The sequence below is a fragment of the Ruegeria sp. CI5 genome (genome assembly GCF_056536885.1).
This window is the reverse complement of record NZ_JBQFQN010000001.1, coordinates 386,500-402,906: the sequence shown is the minus strand read 5'-3', so window position 1 is coordinate 402,906 and position 16,407 is coordinate 386,500. Positions and strand designations below refer to the sequence as shown.

Sequence of the window (16,407 nt, the reverse complement as noted above, 5' to 3'; positions counted from 1 at the left end):
CGGGGCCAGGAGGATATGAGCAAGTCACCCGACGCGTTTCGCACCATCAGTGAAGTTGCGGATTGGCTCGGTGTTCAGGCCCATGTCCTGCGATTCTGGGAAAGCCGGTTTGCACAGGTCAAACCGGTTAAACGGGCTGGCGGTCGCCGTTACTACCGCCCCAACGACATGCGCCTGCTGGGCGGCATCAAGAAGCTGCTGCACGAGGACGGCATCACGATAAAAGGCGTTCAACGCATCCTGAGGGAACAGGGCGTGGCCCATGTGGCGGCGCTGTCACCCGACATCGATGTCAGCGCAGAATCACCACAGACGCCACAGGACGTGGTGGTGTCCTTTCCGCCCAAATCGACCGGTCAGCAAATCGACCTCGATCTGCAGGCCGGCACTGATGGTCCCGGATCGCCAGAGCCTCAGGAAACACCCAGTTCCCCAGACCCCGAGCCGGCGCCCGCGCCCACTGCGGTCAACGGGGACGATGGCATCAGCCCTGCCCCGCTGTTCGGCGGCATCGCCTCCAAAGCTTGGCAGACTACGGATTTTGACGCTGAGGCGCTGCGCCAGATCGCCCCGATCGCGAGGGACCTCAGGGCATGGCTCAGCCGGGTCGAAGGTCAAAAGGCGGGATAAGAAGAAAGGCAATGTTTTCCTCTTGCCCCTGCCGGGAAAATCATTATGAACAGCCCAACGTCGGGCTATGGCGCAGCCTGGTAGCGCGTCCGTCTGGGGGACGGAAGGTCGCAGGTTCGAGTCCTGCTAGCCCGACCAAATCACACCGACGTTTATGGCAGACAGGCCAGATCCCGCTCTGGCACCAGGGGGGATCGGAATGACAGGTGTATGCCCGAACCAGCAAATCGAGGCGATGATCGCGCGCGGTGAGATCTCCGCCGAGCCGGCCATTCTGCCCGCTCAGATCCAGCCCGCCAGCCTTGATCTTCGTTTGGGAACAGTTGCTTACCGCGTCCGTGCGTCATTTCTGGCGGGCGAAAGCCGTTCGGTGTCCGAACGGCTGGCCGAGTTCGAAATGCACCGGATCGACATCACCGACGGCGCCGTTCTCGAAAAAGGTTGCGTCTACCTTGTGCCCCTGATGGAAGCGTTGTCCCTGCCCGGTGACGTGACCGCTGTCGCCAACGCCAAAAGCTCGACCGGGCGTCTGGACCTTCTGACCCGTACCATCACCGACGGCGGAACCGAGTTCGACCGGGTGCCCGCAGGCTATTCGGGGCCCCTCTACGCCGAAATCTGCCCGCGGTCCTTTTCTGTTCTGGTGCGTCCGGGCATGCGGCTGAACCAGATCCGTTTCCGGCAAGGCCAGGCGGTTTTGTCCGATGCAGACCTGACCGCTCTGCATGCGGAATCACCATTGGTCGATGGTCCGGCCGTCATTCAGGACGGTCTGGGGTTTTCGGTCGACCTGCGCCTGCCCAACACTGACCTTGTTGGCTATCGCGCGAAACCGCATACCGGCGTGATCGACCTTGACCGGATCGGCGAATACGACCCACAGGAATACTGGGAAGAGGTGCGTACCAAGGACGGGCGGATCATTCTGGATCCGGGCGCATTCTATATCCTGGTCAGCCGAGAGGCGGTTCACATCCCACCGATGTACGCGGCCGAAATGGCGCCCTATCTGGCGATGGTGGGCGAATTCCGGGTGCACTACGCGGGCTTTTTCGATCCGGGCTTCGGTCATGCCGAAGCCGGAGGCGCCGGGTCACGTGGAGTTCTGGAAGTTCGCTGTCACGAAGCGCCCTTCGTACTGGAGCATGGACAGGTCGTAGGGCGGCTGGTCTATGAGCGTATGGCCGAGATGCCGACACAGCTGTACGGCGCAGGAATTGCTTCGAACTATCAGGGCCAAGGCCTGAAATTATCGAAGCATTTCAAGTCCGCACAGTAAACCTCAGAACCGCATGAACCGCCGCATCTGGCGGGTCAGCTGCTTGGCCTGTTTCATGCTCGGGCTCTGTCCGCCTGCACTTTGCGCCATGCGCCGGTCGGTCTGAGGATCGCGCGCCTGGCTCTGTTGGCCCGGCTTGCGGGTCGCACGATCGGCAAGGTCAAAACCTTTGTCGACACCGCGCGTGACCAGCCTGCGCATGACTTGCCGAACGATCATGTCGATGATGCGGTTTGCGTTCATTTCGGTCTCCGTTCCTCTGCGCCGAACCTAACGGCGATATGCGCCGACAAATGGGCGACGCAATCAATCTTCCTCGAACAGTTCGGACTGATCATCGTCACCCGTTTCATCTTCGTTAGCCTCGCCGATCGGCATCGCCCCCGGCGGTGGCCGGTTTTCCAGCAAGCCAGCAGCGCGCAGTTCCTTAAGGCCCGGCAAGTCACGCGCGCTTTCCAGACCGAAATGATCCAGGAATTGAGGCGTTACGACAAAGGTCACCGGACGGCCCGGCGTCATGCGGCGACGGCCCAGCCGGATCCACTCCATCTCCAGCAGCTGGTCGATGGTTCCCCGCGACACGGACACGCCGCGGATTTCTTCGATCTCGGCGCGGGTGCAGGGTTGATGATAGGCCACGATCGCCAGGGTCTCGATGGCGGCACGGCTCAGCTTGCGGGTCTCGACCGTTTCCTTCTGCATCAGGAAGCCCAGATCGGGGGCCGTGCGGATGGCCCACGCCTCGCCCACTTTGACCACGCGGACCCCGCGCCCTTCATAACGTTTCTGCAGCAGTTCCAGCGCTTGCGCGGCGTCGCAGCCATGCGGCATCCGCGCCTCAAGATCGGCCACTGTCACCGGTTCGGCGCTGGCGAACAGTACCGCCTCGACCATACGCTCCTGCTCAGCCAGCGGAGGCGCTTCGAACAGGGTGCCGGTGCCGTCGTCTTCGGGGGCGTCAGTCACGTTTGTCAGTCCTTCTGCGCAGTTGGATCGGAGCAAAGGTCTCGCTTTGCTTGATCTCCATATGTCCTTCCTTGACCAGTTCCAGCGAGGCCGCAAACGTCGCCGCCGTGGCCGAGCGCCGCCGCACCGGGTCAACGTCCCAGCCGTCGGGCAGGTAGGTTTCCATGTCGGTCCAGGTTCCGGCAAATCCGATCAGCGGGCGCATCCGTTCCAGTGCCTGTTCCATCGTGAAAACGGCGTCGCGGTCCATCACGAAGGGCCGGAACTCGTCTCGGGTGCGGATGCGGGCATAGCCCTGCATCAGGTCCAGCAAGGTGGCGGAATAGGTGACCGTGCGGATGCGGGTCACGTCCTCGCCCTGCCCGCGCCTGAAGAAATCGCGCCCCAACTGGTCGCGCGCCATCAGGCGGGCGGCCGCGTCGCGCATCGCCTGCAGGCGTTCCAACTGAAAGGCCAGGTGCGCGGCCAGTTCTTCGCCCGTCGGCCCCTCTTCATCGGGGTCAGGCGGCAGCAGCAGCCGGGATTTCAGAAAGGCCAGCCACGCCGCCATCACCAAGTAATCGGCGGCCAGTTCGATCCGCAGGGCGCGGGCCCGTTCGACAAAGGCCAGATATTGCTGCGCCAGCGCCAGAACCGAGATCTTGCGCAGATCGACCTTTTGCGTCCGCGACAGGGTCAGCAGCACGTCCAGCGGGCCTTCAAACCCGTCGACGTCCACGATCAGCGCCTCGGCGGCCAACCGATCGGCGACCGAAACCGGGTCTTCGCTGAAAAGGTTATCCGTCATATACCTGCCCGCCCATCAGACGGGATAGTTCCGTCTCGGCGGCACGGATGTCAAGTTCCTCGGGCGATTGGCGCTGTGCCAGCGCCTTGTCTGCGCGGGCTTGTGCCGCCTCGGACATCTCGCCCGCAGCTTCCATGACCGCCGCCCTGTCGGCAAGCGAGCCGTTGCAGTGCAGCACAACATCGCATCCTGCGGCCAGCGCCTGACGTGACAGGTCGGCCAAAGACCCGCTGAGCGCCTTCATCGAGATGTCGTCGGTCATGATCAGGCCCTCAAACCCGATCTGATCTCGGATCACAGCCATCATCTGCGCAGAGATCGTTGCCGGTCGTTCATCAAGCTGCTCAAAGACCAAATGGGCCGTCATGCCCATCGGCAGATCGTTCAAGGCGCGAAACGGGGCAAAATCGGTCTGCAACAGATCGTCCAACGGCGCATCGACATGCGGCAGATCGAAATGGCTGTCCAAAGTCGCCCGCCCGTGGCCGGGAATATGCTTGACGATGGGCAACACGCCACCGTGCAGATGACCCTGCGCAACAGCCCGGCCGATTTTCGCGACCGTAGCAGCATCGCTACCGTAGCACCGGTTGCGCAAAAAGGCGTGGGTGTCCGGACGCGCCAGATCCACCATCGGTGCGCAGTTGCTATCGATCCCCATGGAATACAGTTCATGCGCGATCAGGCGATACCGAAGGTACATGGCCCGCTCGGCATGTTCGCCGGCACGCTCCGCATGATCCAATGGGGGCATCCATTGCCGCGCAAGTGGCGCGCGCAAACGTTGGACCCGTCCGCCCTCTTGGTCGATGGTGATCGGACAGTTTCGACCGACGGCCTCGCGAAAGTCGTCACACAAGGCACGGACCTGATCCGCAGTTTCGATATTGCGGGCAAACAGAATGAACCCAAACGGGTTCATCTGGCGAAACAACGCCTTTTCTTCGGGTGTCAATCGCAGCCCGGCCGCATCCGTGATCGTGGCGCCAAACCTCACCGCACGGCAACCGGGATACAGTCAGCGTCCTGTGCGACCAAGGCGGCGCAGAACTGGCGCGAGTCGCTCAGGTCATCGAACCCCAGGACCCGCAGACGGTAAAACGTGCGGCCTCCGCTTGAGGTTTTCTGGATAACCCTCTGCTTGCCATCCATATATTCACCAAACCGACGATACAGCCTGTCCCATTCGGCCTGCGCGACCTCGGGGCTTTCAAACGCACCCAGCTGCGCCAGCCGGGTACCTTTGGTCAAGGTGTTCGGGTCGACATCCAACCCTACAGCAGCTTTGACCGCGGCGTTGATCGCGTCTTCACTGACTGCAGGCTGTACAGCCGAAGCTGCGCGCGCCGGGCGGCGGAGCGGACGCAGAGACCGGCGCACGCCCGGCAGGGCCGCGATTTCGGGATCGGGCAGCTGAGCGGCAAGATCGGCCGGATCAATGGCTGGCTCGTCATCGTCCAAGTTCAGGGATGCAAGCTGCACGCCCTCTTCGGTCTGCGGTGCCTCAGCGGCAGGCGCGCCGGACAGTTCGGCCACCACGGCGTCAACCGCGCCTTGGCGCAGTTCGGCGGCTTCCTGGTTCGAGATTTCCTGTTCGACGACATGCACGGCGGGGGTCGGCTTCAGCTCACCCATCGCCACGTCTTCATCCGTCAAGGAAACGGGGCGCGGCGCAAGGATCAGCCGGTCGGCCGGAGGCGCTGCGGTCCCAACCGCCGCAACTGCATTGACCGCAAGACCCTGGTGATCGGCGGGTGTGCCCCCGGGAGTTTCCGGCTGCACCCGCATCGGCCCCTCGGCCGCGCGTACGACCGGTACGCCGCTCACATCGCGCATGACCAGCTTGTACCCCCAGATCGCGACGCCAGCGACAAGCGCCAGAGACGCGGCAGCACCCAGCAGGTTGACGACCCGCCCGAGGGCCGCGCCCGCCGGCACACCCTCAGCCTGGTCCATCATGTCGTCTGGAAATTCATACCCATCTTCGGGCTGGAACTGATTCGAGTAATGCGCGTGCTCGGGGCTGGTCTGCCCCGAGAAATCGTAACTGGTCATATCCGCCTCACTGCCCGTTTCGCGCCTGAAATTGGGGCGCGCGGGTCATTTCTTGCCTACCTCGGGCCGGCGGTTCGGGCAGTGTTGGTTACCGCATCTCCTGCGCCGGCGTGACACCAAGAATACCCAAGCCTGCTGAAATCACAACAGAAACGGCCCGGGCCAGCGCGATTTTTGCCTGGCTTGTTGCCGCGTCACCATCTTGCAGGAAGCGCAGCGACATTTCTTCGTTGCCCTTGTTCCACAACGCATGAAAATCCCCTGCAAGTTCATACAGATAGAAGGCAACGCGATGCGGTTCGTTGGTACGCGCAGCGATCTCGACCAGCCGTGGCCATTCGGCCAGCTTTTTGGCAACAACCAACTCGGCCGCGTGGTCGATCTTGCTCAGATCGGCAGCTTTGAGGGTTGCATCGTCCGCGGCAATGCCCGCTTCGGCGGCCCGGCGCAGCACGCTCATGACCCGGGCATGGGCGTATTGCACGTAGAACACGGGGTTCTCGCGGCTCTGCTCAAGCACCTTGTCGAAATCGAAGTCCAGCGGCGCATCGTTCTTGCGGGTCAGCATCACGAACCGGGTTACGTCCGGACCAACCTGGTCGACCACATCACGCAGCGTGACGAAATTGCCGGCCCGCTTGGACATCTTGAACGGCTCACCGTTTTTCCACAGTTTCACCAACTGGGTCAGCTTGATGTCCAGCGGCACCTTGCCGTCTGACAGGGCCGAAACGGCGGCCTTCATCCGCTTGACGTAACCACCGTGATCTGCGCCGAACACGTCGATCAGCGCATCGAATCCGCGGCTCACCTTGTCGTAGTGATAAGCGATGTCCGGGGCAAAATAGGTCCAGCTGCCGTCGGATTTCTTGACAGGGCGGTCCACATCGTCGCCATGCGCGGTGGACTTGAACAGGGTCTGCTCGCGGGGCTCCCAGTCTTCGGGGGTTTTGCCCTTGGGCGGCTCAAGAACGCCTTCATAGATAAGACCCTTGTCGCTGAGCGACTTCAATGCGGCCTCGATCTTGCCGGTTCCGTACAGCGACTTCTCCGAGAAGAATACGTCCATCTCGACGCCCAGCGCCTTCAGATCGGCGCGGATCAGATCCATCATCGCGTCGGTTGCAAAAACGCGGACCTCGGCCAGCCACTCGCTTTCAGGTTTGTCCAGCAAGCTGTCACCGTATTTTTCCTTCAGCGCCTCACCGATCGGGATCAGGTAGTCGCCCGGGTAAAGGCCTTCGGCGATCTCCGGGCTCAGGCCGTTGGCCTCGCGGTACCGCTCGAACGCGGACCGGGCCAATACATCCACCTGCGCACCGCCATCGTTGATGTAGTATTCACGGGTCACGTCGTGGCCGGAATAGGCCAACAGGCTGGCCAGCGCGTCGCCGAACACTGCGCCACGTGTGTGGCCCACATGCAGCGGTCCCGTGGGGTTGGCCGAGACGTATTCCACGTTCACCTTCAGCCCCTGCCCCATGGTCGAGCGACCATAATCCGTGCCCTGTTCCAACACTGCACCCAGAACGCCCTGCCAGACCGACGGAGCAAGCCGCAGGTTGAGAAAGCCCGGACCTGCAACCTCGGCACTCGTGATCCGCTCATCGGCGGCCAGTTTCGCGGCCAGCGCATCGGCAATGTCACGCGGCTTCATCTTGGCCGGCTTGGCCAACACCATCGCGGCATTGGTCGCCATGTCTCCATGGGCGGCGTCGCGCGGGGGTTCGACCGCAACGTTGTCAAAGCTCAGCCCGTCGGGCAGCGCGCCTTCGGACTGCATCTGCATCAGCGCGTCCAGAACAAGGCCGCGGATCTCGGAGAACAGGTTCATTTCGGATGTCCTTTTGCTTGCGCAGCGGTTTACCACGCAAGGCGGCAAGGTCAATGCAGGCGAGCGGTCCAAGCCAGCTTTCGCAACATGCAGCCCTAAACCTGCGGGGGCTGCGTGCCGGTCAGGCGGGCATGATCCTGCAAGGCAAACCGATCGGTCATGCCCGCAATATAGTCCGAAACGATCCGGGCCAGCGCGGTCTCGTCCGGCGCCGCTTCGATATCCGAATGCCAATGCCGAGGCATCTGGCGCGGGTCGCTCAGATAGATCGGGAACAGCTCCTCGACTACGCGACTGACCTTGGCGCGCACCTCCATGACGCTGGGCGCCCGGTACATGTGGGTAAAAAGAAACGCCCGGATATCGTTGAGCCGCGCCCAAAGATCATCCGAGAAGCGGATGACAGGCGCACCGAGGTGACGAACATCCTCGACTGTTTGCGCTCCTGATCTCTCCAGAACCTCGCGCGAGGTGTCGATTACATCCGAAACCATCACGCCGAACACCCGCCTCAGCGCCTCGTGACGACGCCGGTAGAAATCCAACCCGGGATACTTGCGATCCACCTCGGCATAACACTCCCGAACAATCGGTAATTGGGCGATCTCGTCGTCGGTAAAAAGTCTGGCCCGCAGGCCGTCGAACAGGTCATGATTGTTGTAGGCGATGTCGTCGGACAGTGCCGCAACCTGCGCTTCTGCGCTGGCATGGGTGTGCAGTTCAAGGTCAAAATCGGCATTGCACTCGGCCAGCGCCCAGGGCAGATCGCCCGTAACCGGGCCGTTGTGCTTGGCGATGCCTTCAAGGCATTCCCATGTCAGGTTGCACCCGTCGAAATCCGCGTAATGCCGTTCCAGCTTGGTGACGATGCGGATCGCCTGAGCGTTGTGGTCGAAGCCCCCATAAGGCGCCATCAGCGCGTGAAGAGCGTCCTCGCCCGTATGGCCAAACGGCGTGTGGCCCAGATCATGCGCCAGGGCCACGGCCTCGGTCAGTTCGGGGTTCAGCCCCAATGCCCCCGAGATCGTGCGCGCGACCTGCGCCACCTCGATCGAATGGGTCAGGCGCGTGCGATAGCTGTCGCCCTCATGCTCGACAAAAACCTGTGTCTTGTGCTTAAGACGTCGGAACGCGCTGGCGTGTATGATCCTGTCCCGGTCCCGCTGAAAGCACGACCGGAAACTGCTTTCTTCCTCTGGCACCAGCCGCCCGCGCGCCCGGCCCGGATCGGCAGCAAATCCTGCTCGCTCCAATGGTCTTGTCCTTGTCGCCTGTCTCCGGGGTTTCTATATTGTAGACCAACGAGGAAATAAACCTTTGGAGCATGGCATGAATCTGCCTCCGAGAGTCACAGAACGCGCCTTCGAGAGGCTTGCCGAGATCGGCGCCGCCGACAACGGCAAGGCCCTGCGCATCGCCGTTGAAGGCGGAGGGTGTTCAGGCTTTCAGTACGAAATCGCATTGGACGAGCCCAAGGACGATGATCTGGTGCTGGAAGGCAAAGGCCAGAAGGTTGTCGTCGACGAAATATCTTTGCCGTTCCTGGAAAATGCGACGATTGATTTCACTCAGGAACTGATCGGCGCCCGGTTCGTGATCGACAACCCCAACGCAACCTCTTCCTGTGGGTGCGGCACGTCTTTTTCGATGTGATCAATCGTGGGGGCGTTGCGCCCCCGTCCTCTGAATATCTCCATGATCTGCAGGAGCGCCCGCTGTCCCGCGATCAGGCCTTAGGGCGCGGTTTACCGTGTTGGGCCCCGCGCCCACTGGGCCAGTTCGTCATCGCGTCATCCGTCCCCAAACGCCCCCGGTGCCCGCGGCAGGCCTGACTGACACCTTGTGATGGCCTCCGTTCTGGGCGATAGGTTTCGGCAGAGCTTCGGAGGGACCGGGATGAAAATCGCAACATTCAACATCAACGGCATCAAGGCGCGGGCCGAGGCTCTGCCCCGCTGGCTGGACGAAGCCCAGCCCGATGTAGTCCTGCTGCAGGAAATCAAATCCGTCGACGAAAACTTTCCCCGCGAGATCTTTGAGGAACGCGGCTACAACGTCGAAACCCATGGTCAGAAAAGCTTCAACGGCGTGGCGATACTTTCGAAGTATCCGCTCGAAGATGTCTCGCGCGGGCTGCCCGGGGATGAAGAGGACGAGCAGGCGCGATGGATCGAAGCTACCGTCATCGGCAAGCGGGCACTGCGGATTTGCGGGCTTTATCTTCCCAACGGGAACCCTGCTCCGGGGCCGAAATTCGACTACAAGCTTGCGTGGATGGAGCGGCTGTATGAGCGCGCCCGCGATATTCTGGCCACGGAAGAGCCGGCCCTCATGGCCGGGGACTACAACATCATTCCGCAAGCCGAGGACGCGAAACGCCCGGAGGCCTGGCGCGAAGACGCCCTGTTTCGGCCGGAAAGCCGCGCGGCGTTTCGCAAGGTGCTGAACCTTAGCTTCACCGAAGCGTTCCGCGCGCGGACACAAGGCCCGGGCCACTATTCGTTCTGGGATTATCAGGCCGGCGCGTGGAACCGGAATGACGGCATTCGCATTGACCATTTCCTTCTGACACCGCAAGCGGCGGACCTGATGCGCGATTGCCAGATCGACGCCGCAGTGCGCGGACATGAAAAACCGTCCGATCACGTCCCTGTTTGGGTGGAGCTCGACATCTGACCCGTCAGGCCGTCGGATCGTAGTCGTAGATCCAGTCGTATCGACGCGTCAGGCGCGGACCGATCAGGGCCAAGGCCGCCTGCGCGGCCAGTCGTGCAGGACCGCGCAAATGAAAGTTCCGCGCGTTGGCACCGGCAGCTGCGACCACCTTGCGCGCGCGGGGTTTCCTCGTGCTTTCATAGGCTTCGAGTGCGCGGCGGACACCCGACTGTTCGTCAAAAGATCGGGCCAGGATCCAAGCATCCTCAAGCGCGAGGCACGCCCCTTGAGCCATAAACGGCAATGTGGGATGCGCGGCGTCCCCCAGAAGGACAACGCGACCATTCTGCCATTTCTGTGCCACCGGGCGCAGAAACAAAGCCCACAGATGGACATCCTGCACCTGCGCAAGCGCGGCGCCGGCCGGACCGCCGAAATCGGAAAAACGCGCCCGCAGGTCCTCGGGGTCACCGCGCAGGCGCCAGCCCTCTTCCCGCCAGTCGGACCGCTCTTCTACCGCCACGATGTTCAACATGGACTGCTTTCGCAGCGGATAGGTCACGACATGACGCCCGGGGCCCATCGTCAGCGATGCCATGGGCTCGGCTTCGTGGTCGGTCCAGGGCACCGTTGCCCGCCACGCCACCTGATGCGTGAACGCGGGCGCTTCGGTTCCGTTCAGGATGGGCCGGATACCGCTGCGCCCGCCATCCGCTGCAACGGCGAATTCAGCGCGCAGCCGGGTGCCATCCTGCAGCGCAATCTCGGCTTCGGCTGGATGCTTCCGAACATTGGTGACGCGGGCATTCAGTCTGATCGACACCCCTGCGCGCTCGGCCGCCTTTTGCAACACGTCCAGAAGGTCAGCGCGGTGGAAATACCACGTGGGTCCGGCCGAGGGTGCCGGAAGACGGCTGACGACGCGGCCTCGCCGATAATCGCGCAGAACAGTGCCGTGAGAGAGTTGTGCGACCCGACCGGGATCATCCACGACACCCAGCGCACGCAGGACCGCCATGCCGTTGGCGCTGATTTGCAGGCCGGCCCCGACCTCGGTCAAGGCCTCGGCCTGCTCGAGAACGGTCACCCGTGCACCGCGTTGCTGCAAGGCCAGCGCAGCGGCCATTCCGCCGATCCCGCCGCCGATGACACAGATTTGCAAACCTTCGATCTTCATGACACGGGCCTAACGCAAAAAGGCCGGAGCCACAGGCCCCGGCGCTTGTCTTTTTTGAAAGAACCCAGCGATCAATCGTCGCGGTGAACTTTTTCGCGACGCTCGTGACGCTCTTGCGCTTCCAGCGTCATGGTCGCGATCGGACGCGCATCCAGACGCTTGAGCGAGATCGGGTCGCCGGTTTTTTCGCAGTAACCGTATTCGCCCTCGTCGATCCGGCGCAGAGCGGCGTCGATCTTGGCAACCAGTTTGCGCTGACGGTCCCGGGTGCGCAGCTCCAGCGCACGGTCGGTTTCTTCGCTGGCGCGGTCTGCAACGTCGGGAATGTTACGGGTGCTGTCCTGCAGCCCCTCGATCGTGTCCCGGCTGCCTGCCAAAAGTTCGTGTTTCCAGTTCAGCAGCTTGCGGCGGAAATACTCAAGCTGGCGTTCATTCATGAAAGGTTCATCTTCGGCCGGACGATAGTCCTCCGGCAGAAAAACTTCCTGCTTCATATTGGCTCCCTCGGTATGGCCAGAAACGTCTTTTGCGGTCGTGTCGCCTGACATTTGGCACCCCCTTCTGCGCAGCGTTTAACTGACGGGACGGGGAATGTCACTATCCAAACGCAACCCCAACGCGCCGTTATGAGAACCGGTATAAATATGAGACTTTGGACACCAAATCGTTGCCATTCTGTGAAAGCGAAACGACCATTTTGCGGCAGAACACCCGCGAGCGGATGATGGAATCGGTGCGATTCGTCCCTCGCGCCCGTCGTTGGCAGCCCGCGACGCTGCGGCCCGGCTTGTCATTCGGCCCCGCCCTAGGTAACCCGGTTCCCGTCTCCTGTTGCTGCGACCATCATACGAGGGCCCCATGACCGCACGTTTCAAAGGCACAGCCGAATACGTTGCCACCGACGACCTGACCATTGCCGTAAACGCAGCCGTCACGCTGGAACGACCGCTGCTGGTCAAGGGTGAGCCCGGAACGGGCAAAACCGAACTGGCCAAACAGGTCGCCGGCGCGCTGGGTCTCAGGATGATCGAGTGGAACGTCAAGTCGACCACCCGCGCGCAGCAGGGTCTTTACGAATATGACGCCGTCAGCCGTCTTCGCGACAGCCAGCTAGGCGACGAACGTGTGCACGACGTGTCGAACTATATCCGCAAAGGCAAGCTGTGGCAGGCCTTCGACGCCGATGAAAAGGTCGTGCTGCTGATCGACGAGATCGACAAAGCCGATATCGAGTTCCCCAACGACCTGCTGCAGGAGCTCGACAAGATGGAGTTCTATGTCTACGAGACCGGCGAAACGATCCGGGCCAAACACCGCCCCATCGTGATCATCACCTCGAACAATGAAAAGGAACTGCCAGACGCTTTCCTGCGCCGCTGTTTCTTCCACTACATCCGCTTCCCCGACGAGGCTACGATGCGTCGCATCGTCGAAGTGCATCACCCAGGCATCAAAGAGGCGTTGCTGACCACCGCCCTGACCCAGTTCTACGAAATTCGCGAGACGCAGGGGCTGAAGAAAAAACCCTCGACCTCCGAGGTGCTGGACTGGCTCAAGCTGCTCCTGGCTGAGGATCTGGATGCCGAGGACCTGAAACGCGACGGGGTAAATGCCCTGCCCAAGCTGCACGGGGCATTGCTTAAGAACGAGCAGGACGTGCATCTGTTCGAACGGCTGGCCTTCATGGCGCGCGCCAAGCGCTGAAGCCCGCCCATTCATGAATACTTGGTGATCACGGCTTGCCTTGCGGCAAGCCTGATGCCAGCATTGCTGCAACAAAGATCAAAGAACACGACACCGAGCACGCTGAAGAGCAGGACCGCCCGAATTGACCCAAGCGCCGCGCATTCGCCCCCTCAAGCCCGAAGACCGGCCGAGCTGGGACTTGTTGTGGCGGGCATATCTTGAATTCTACGAAACGGTCTTGCCCGACGAGGTCTACGACAGCACGTTTGCGCGCCTGCTGGGGGATGATCCGCAGGACTTTTCATGCCTTGTGGCCGAGTTGGACGGCGAACTGATCGGGCTGACCCACTTCCTGTTTCACCGCCATGCTTGGAAGATCGAAAACGTCTGCTATCTGCAGGATCTCTATGCCAGCCCGCATGTACGCGGCACCGGTGTCGGTCGAGCGTTGATCGAGGCCGTCTATGCCGAAGCCGATCGAAAAGGCGCGCCCGATGTCTATTGGTTGACGCAAGAGTTCAACCATACGGCGCGCCAGCTTTATGACCGCGTCGGCCAACTGACGCCTTTCCTCAAGTATCGGCGTCCATGAAACGTCTGGCTGGCATATTTCTTGGCTTTGTCCTTGCCGGCTGCAGTTCGGTCGACCGGATTGAGTTGCCCGATGAAATCAAGGTGACCGAGGCCGCGGCACCGGTGACTCAGGCTTTCGGCACGCCACGTCCTTTCCCGCCGGCCCGGTCGAATACGAACATCGCGGCGGATTTCCTGGAGCTGCATTTCTCGCTGGAAAGTGGCACTGCCCTGCCGGTGTTCACGCGGTTCGAGGGTCCGATCACAGTTCGGCTGACGGGCGCCCCTGCCCCCACGATGCAATCCGACCTGACGCGTCTGCTGACCAGACTGCAGCGCGAAGCCCGGATCGACATCCGCCAGGTCAACGATGGGCAGGCCAACATCACGATCGAAGCAGTGACCCAGCGCCAGATCCAGCGGCTGCTGCCGCAGGCCGCGTGTTTCGTCGTGCCCAACGCGTCCAGCCTCGAGGAATACAATCGCGACAAGCGCAAGACCAAAAGCAGTTGGCGCGCACTGCGCAGCCGCGAGCGATTGGCGATCTTCATTCCCAACGATGTCAGCCCCCAGGAAATGCGGGATTGCCTTCACGAAGAACTTGCACAGGCGATCGGGCCTCTGAACGACATGTACCGCCTGCCGGATTCGGTCTTCAACGACGATAACTTCCACACTGTCCTGACCGGGTTCGACATGCTGATCCTGCGCGCGACCTATGTGCCGGAGCTTCAGACCGGCATGACCCGGGAACAGGTGGCGCAGGTCATACCCGGGGTCATCGCCCGCCTGAACCCTCGCGGTGCCAATCTGCCCGTCCAGCCAATCTCGGAGACCCCGCGTGAATGGATCGACGCCGTGCAACTGGCGGTCGGCAAGGGCCGAGCCTCGCCGCGGCAAATGCGGGCCATCGACCGCGCGATGCGGATCGGCCGAGAGCAAGGTTGGACCGATCACCGCCGGGCGTACCCCCATTATCTGAAGGCCCGTTTGGGTGAATTCGACGCCCCCGAGGAAGCGCAGCGCGAATATGCCATCGCCCTGCAATACCTGCGCGCGACCCCCGGGACCGAGCTTCAGCGCGCGCATATCACGGTTCAGACGGCAGCCTATGCCTTGACCCAGGGGCGCGGCCCCGAAGCCCTGCCGGACCTCGACCGGGCCATCGCGACGATGACGCGGGCCGAAAACGCCTCGATGTTGGCGACGCTGCTGCTGCTGAAGGCCGAGGCCCTGAAGCAAGCCGGCAAACCCGAACAGGCACGCTCCGTCAGGCTGGACAGTCTGGGGTGGGCGCGCTACGGGTTTGGCTCGGAATTGGTGGTCAGCTCGTTGATGCAGGACGTCGCGCTGGGGGCCCCGTAACATCGCAAAAGGCGGATGACGAACACATGCTAGTGGTTGTGGGAATGGCGGTCCTGGGGGCGGCTCTGGGCGCGCTGACGGCACGAAAACGCAAAGGCAGCGGCGCCGATATCGCCCAATATGCGGCCGGCTACGGCATCGCATTTGCATTGGCGGGGCTGGCCATTTCGCTTGTTCTGGTGCGGGTGATAGGCTGAGCCGATGTTCATCCCCTTTTTTGAAAACCTCAGAAAAGCAGGCATCCCCGTCTCGTTGCGGGAATACCTGACTTTTCTGGAGGGGATGAAAAAGGGGCTGGCCACCTACGACATCGAGGCGTTCTACTACCTCGCCCGTGTCTCGATGGTGAAGGACGAGCGCAACATCGACAAGTTCGACCGCGCCTTTGCCGCCAGCTTCGAGGGGCTGTCCGAGATCACCATGGATCAGGTGCTAGAGGCCGTGGATATCCCGGCCGAGTGGCTGGCCAAGATGGCCGAGAAGCACCTGTCAGACGAGGAAAAGGCCGAGATCGAGGCACTTGGCGGATTCGACAAGCTGATGGAGACGCTGCGCGAGCGGCTGAAGGACCAGCAAGGCCGCCACCAGGGCGGCAACAAGTGGATCGGAACGGCGGGCACCTCGCCCTTCGGCGCCTATGGCTACAACCCCGAGGGCGTGCGCATCGGCCAGAAGGAAAGCCGCCACCAGCGCGCAGTCAAGGTCTGGGACAAGCGCGAGTTCCGCAATCTGGACGACACGGTCGAACTGGGCACCCGCAACATCAAGGTCGCCTTGAAACGCCTGCGCCGCTGGGCCCGCGAGGGCGCCGCCGAAGAGCTGGACCTCGACGGCACCATCCGCGCCACGGCCGAGCATGGCTATCTCGACGTCAAGACCCGGCCCGAGCGGCACAATGCGGTGAAAGTGCTGCTGTTCCTCGATGTGGGCGGCTCGATGGACCCGCACATCAAGGTGGTCGAGGAATTGTTCTCGGCCGCGCGGTCCGAGTTCAAGCACCTGGAGTATTTCTATTTCCACAACTGCCTGTACGAAGGCGTCTGGCGCGACAATCGCCGCCGCTGGGATGCGCAGACCCCCACGCATGAGGTGCTGCGGACCTACGGCCCCGACTACAAGTGCATCTTCGTAGGTGACGCGTCGATGTCGCCTTACGAGATCGCCTATCCCGGCGGCGCCAACGAGCACTGGAACGCCGAGGCCGGCCAGGTCTGGCTGCAACGCGCGCGCGAACAGTGGACGTCGAACCTGTGGATCAACCCGGTGCCCGAGAAATACTGGGAATACACCCATTCCATCGGCATGATCCGCGAGATCTTCGAAGACCGGATGGTGCCGATGACGCTGGCCGGGCTGGAACGCGGCATGCGCGAGCTGACGCGATAGCGCCAGCCCGGCTT

Annotated in this window: 18 protein-coding genes and 1 tRNA gene; 10 read left to right on the top strand and 9 right to left on the bottom strand. The window is 62.2% G+C overall.

The features are described from left to right. The first annotated feature begins 15 nt into the window (after positions 1–15). From ACR0BA_RS02020 to ACR0BA_RS02010, 3 genes are all read left to right on the top strand, one after another. Positions 16–630, top strand: a complete 615-nt coding sequence (locus ACR0BA_RS02020; RefSeq protein ID WP_170358886.1) for a MerR family transcriptional regulator — start codon at positions 16–18, stop codon at positions 628–630. Between the two features lie 61 nt (positions 631–691). Further along, a tRNA-Pro gene (locus ACR0BA_RS02015) sits at positions 692–768 on the top strand. Positions 769–829: 61 nt separating this feature from the next. Beyond that, positions 830–1,909 (top strand): 2'-deoxycytidine 5'-triphosphate deaminase, encoded by a 1,080-nt coding sequence (locus ACR0BA_RS02010; protein ID WP_170390378.1) that lies wholly within the window; start codon positions 830–832, stop codon positions 1,907–1,909. A 3-nt stretch (positions 1,910–1,912) separates the two neighbouring features. Here ACR0BA_RS02010 and ACR0BA_RS02005 read toward each other — a convergent pair whose 3' ends face one another. From ACR0BA_RS02005 to ACR0BA_RS01975, 7 genes are all read right to left on the bottom strand, one after another. Beyond that, positions 1,913–2,152 carry a hypothetical protein gene (locus ACR0BA_RS02005; RefSeq protein WP_093962319.1) on the bottom strand — a complete coding sequence of 80 codons (240 nt, stop codon included), beginning with the start codon at positions 2,150–2,152 and terminating at the stop codon, positions 1,913–1,915. A 63-nt stretch (positions 2,153–2,215) separates the two neighbouring features. Beyond that, a complete protein-coding gene (scpB, locus tag ACR0BA_RS02000) occupies positions 2,216–2,875 on the bottom strand; it encodes an SMC-Scp complex subunit ScpB (RefSeq protein WP_170528817.1) in 660 nt (219 codons plus the stop codon). Continuing rightward, on the bottom strand, positions 2,868–3,662 hold the full coding sequence (locus tag ACR0BA_RS01995) for a segregation and condensation protein A (protein ID WP_093962321.1): 795 nt from the start codon (positions 3,660–3,662) through the stop codon (positions 2,868–2,870). The genes scpB and ACR0BA_RS01995 overlap by 8 nt, the downstream gene beginning before the upstream one ends. Beyond that, positions 3,652–4,659, bottom strand: a complete 1,008-nt coding sequence (gene nagZ / locus ACR0BA_RS01990; protein WP_480726204.1) for a beta-N-acetylhexosaminidase — start codon at positions 4,657–4,659, stop codon at positions 3,652–3,654. Before nagZ ends, ACR0BA_RS01995 begins: the two co-directional genes overlap by 11 nt. Further along, the gene (locus tag ACR0BA_RS01985; RefSeq protein WP_480726202.1) at positions 4,656–5,717 is read right to left on the bottom strand and encodes an SPOR domain-containing protein; all 1,062 of its coding nucleotides are present in this window, start codon (positions 5,715–5,717) and stop codon (positions 4,656–4,658) included. Before ACR0BA_RS01985 ends, nagZ begins: the two co-directional genes overlap by 4 nt. Positions 5,718–5,805: 88 nt before the next feature. Then, positions 5,806–7,551, bottom strand: coding sequence for an arginine--tRNA ligase (argS, locus tag ACR0BA_RS01980; protein WP_480726200.1), 1,746 nt, complete (start codon positions 7,549–7,551; stop codon positions 5,806–5,808). A gap of 95 nt (positions 7,552–7,646) precedes the next feature. Further along, on the bottom strand, positions 7,647–8,804 hold the full coding sequence (locus ACR0BA_RS01975; protein WP_480726198.1) for a deoxyguanosinetriphosphate triphosphohydrolase: 1,158 nt from the start codon (positions 8,802–8,804) through the stop codon (positions 7,647–7,649). A gap of 76 nt (positions 8,805–8,880) precedes the next feature. Between ACR0BA_RS01975 and ACR0BA_RS01970 the strand changes: the two genes are divergently transcribed. Continuing rightward, positions 8,881–9,204: a HesB/IscA family protein gene (locus ACR0BA_RS01970; RefSeq protein WP_093962326.1), complete on the top strand. Its 324-nt coding sequence runs from the start codon at positions 8,881–8,883 to the stop codon at positions 9,202–9,204. A gap of 243 nt (positions 9,205–9,447) precedes the next feature. Further along, on the top strand, positions 9,448–10,227 hold the full coding sequence (gene xth / locus ACR0BA_RS01965) for an exodeoxyribonuclease III (protein ID WP_480726196.1): 780 nt from the start codon (positions 9,448–9,450) through the stop codon (positions 10,225–10,227). A 4-nt stretch (positions 10,228–10,231) separates the two neighbouring features. Here the strand turns inward: xth and ACR0BA_RS01960 are convergent, their stop codons facing one another. Beyond that, positions 10,232–11,383, bottom strand: a complete 1,152-nt coding sequence (locus ACR0BA_RS01960; protein ID WP_480726195.1) for an FAD-dependent oxidoreductase — start codon at positions 11,381–11,383, stop codon at positions 10,232–10,234. Positions 11,384–11,454: 71 nt separating this feature from the next. After that, positions 11,455–11,877 (bottom strand): RNA polymerase-binding protein DksA, encoded by a 423-nt coding sequence (dksA, locus tag ACR0BA_RS01955; protein ID WP_170358872.1) that lies wholly within the window; start codon positions 11,875–11,877, stop codon positions 11,455–11,457. Positions 11,878–12,241: 364 nt separating this feature from the next. Here dksA and ACR0BA_RS01950 point away from each other — a divergent pair, with 364 nt between their 5' ends. The 5 genes from ACR0BA_RS01950 to ACR0BA_RS01930 all read left to right on the top strand — a co-directional run bounded on the left by ACR0BA_RS01950 (position 12,242) and on the right by ACR0BA_RS01930 (position 16,393). Then, positions 12,242–13,087, top strand: coding sequence for an AAA family ATPase (locus ACR0BA_RS01950; protein WP_480726193.1), 846 nt, complete (start codon positions 12,242–12,244; stop codon positions 13,085–13,087). Between the two features lie 124 nt (positions 13,088–13,211). Further along, positions 13,212–13,661 (top strand): GNAT family N-acetyltransferase, encoded by a 450-nt coding sequence (locus tag ACR0BA_RS01945; RefSeq protein ID WP_170338202.1) that lies wholly within the window; start codon positions 13,212–13,214, stop codon positions 13,659–13,661. Next, positions 13,658–15,007: a DUF2927 domain-containing protein gene (locus ACR0BA_RS01940; protein WP_480726192.1), complete on the top strand. Its 1,350-nt coding sequence runs from the start codon at positions 13,658–13,660 to the stop codon at positions 15,005–15,007. Before ACR0BA_RS01945 ends, ACR0BA_RS01940 begins: the two co-directional genes overlap by 4 nt. A 26-nt stretch (positions 15,008–15,033) precedes the next feature. Then, positions 15,034–15,204 carry a hypothetical protein gene (locus ACR0BA_RS01935; RefSeq protein ID WP_170338198.1) on the top strand — a complete coding sequence of 57 codons (171 nt, stop codon included), beginning with the start codon at positions 15,034–15,036 and terminating at the stop codon, positions 15,202–15,204. 4 nt (positions 15,205–15,208) lie between these two features. Then, the gene (locus tag ACR0BA_RS01930) at positions 15,209–16,393 is read left to right on the top strand and encodes a vWA domain-containing protein (protein WP_480726190.1); all 1,185 of its coding nucleotides are present in this window, start codon (positions 15,209–15,211) and stop codon (positions 16,391–16,393) included. The last annotated feature ends 14 nt before the right edge of the window (positions 16,394–16,407 follow it).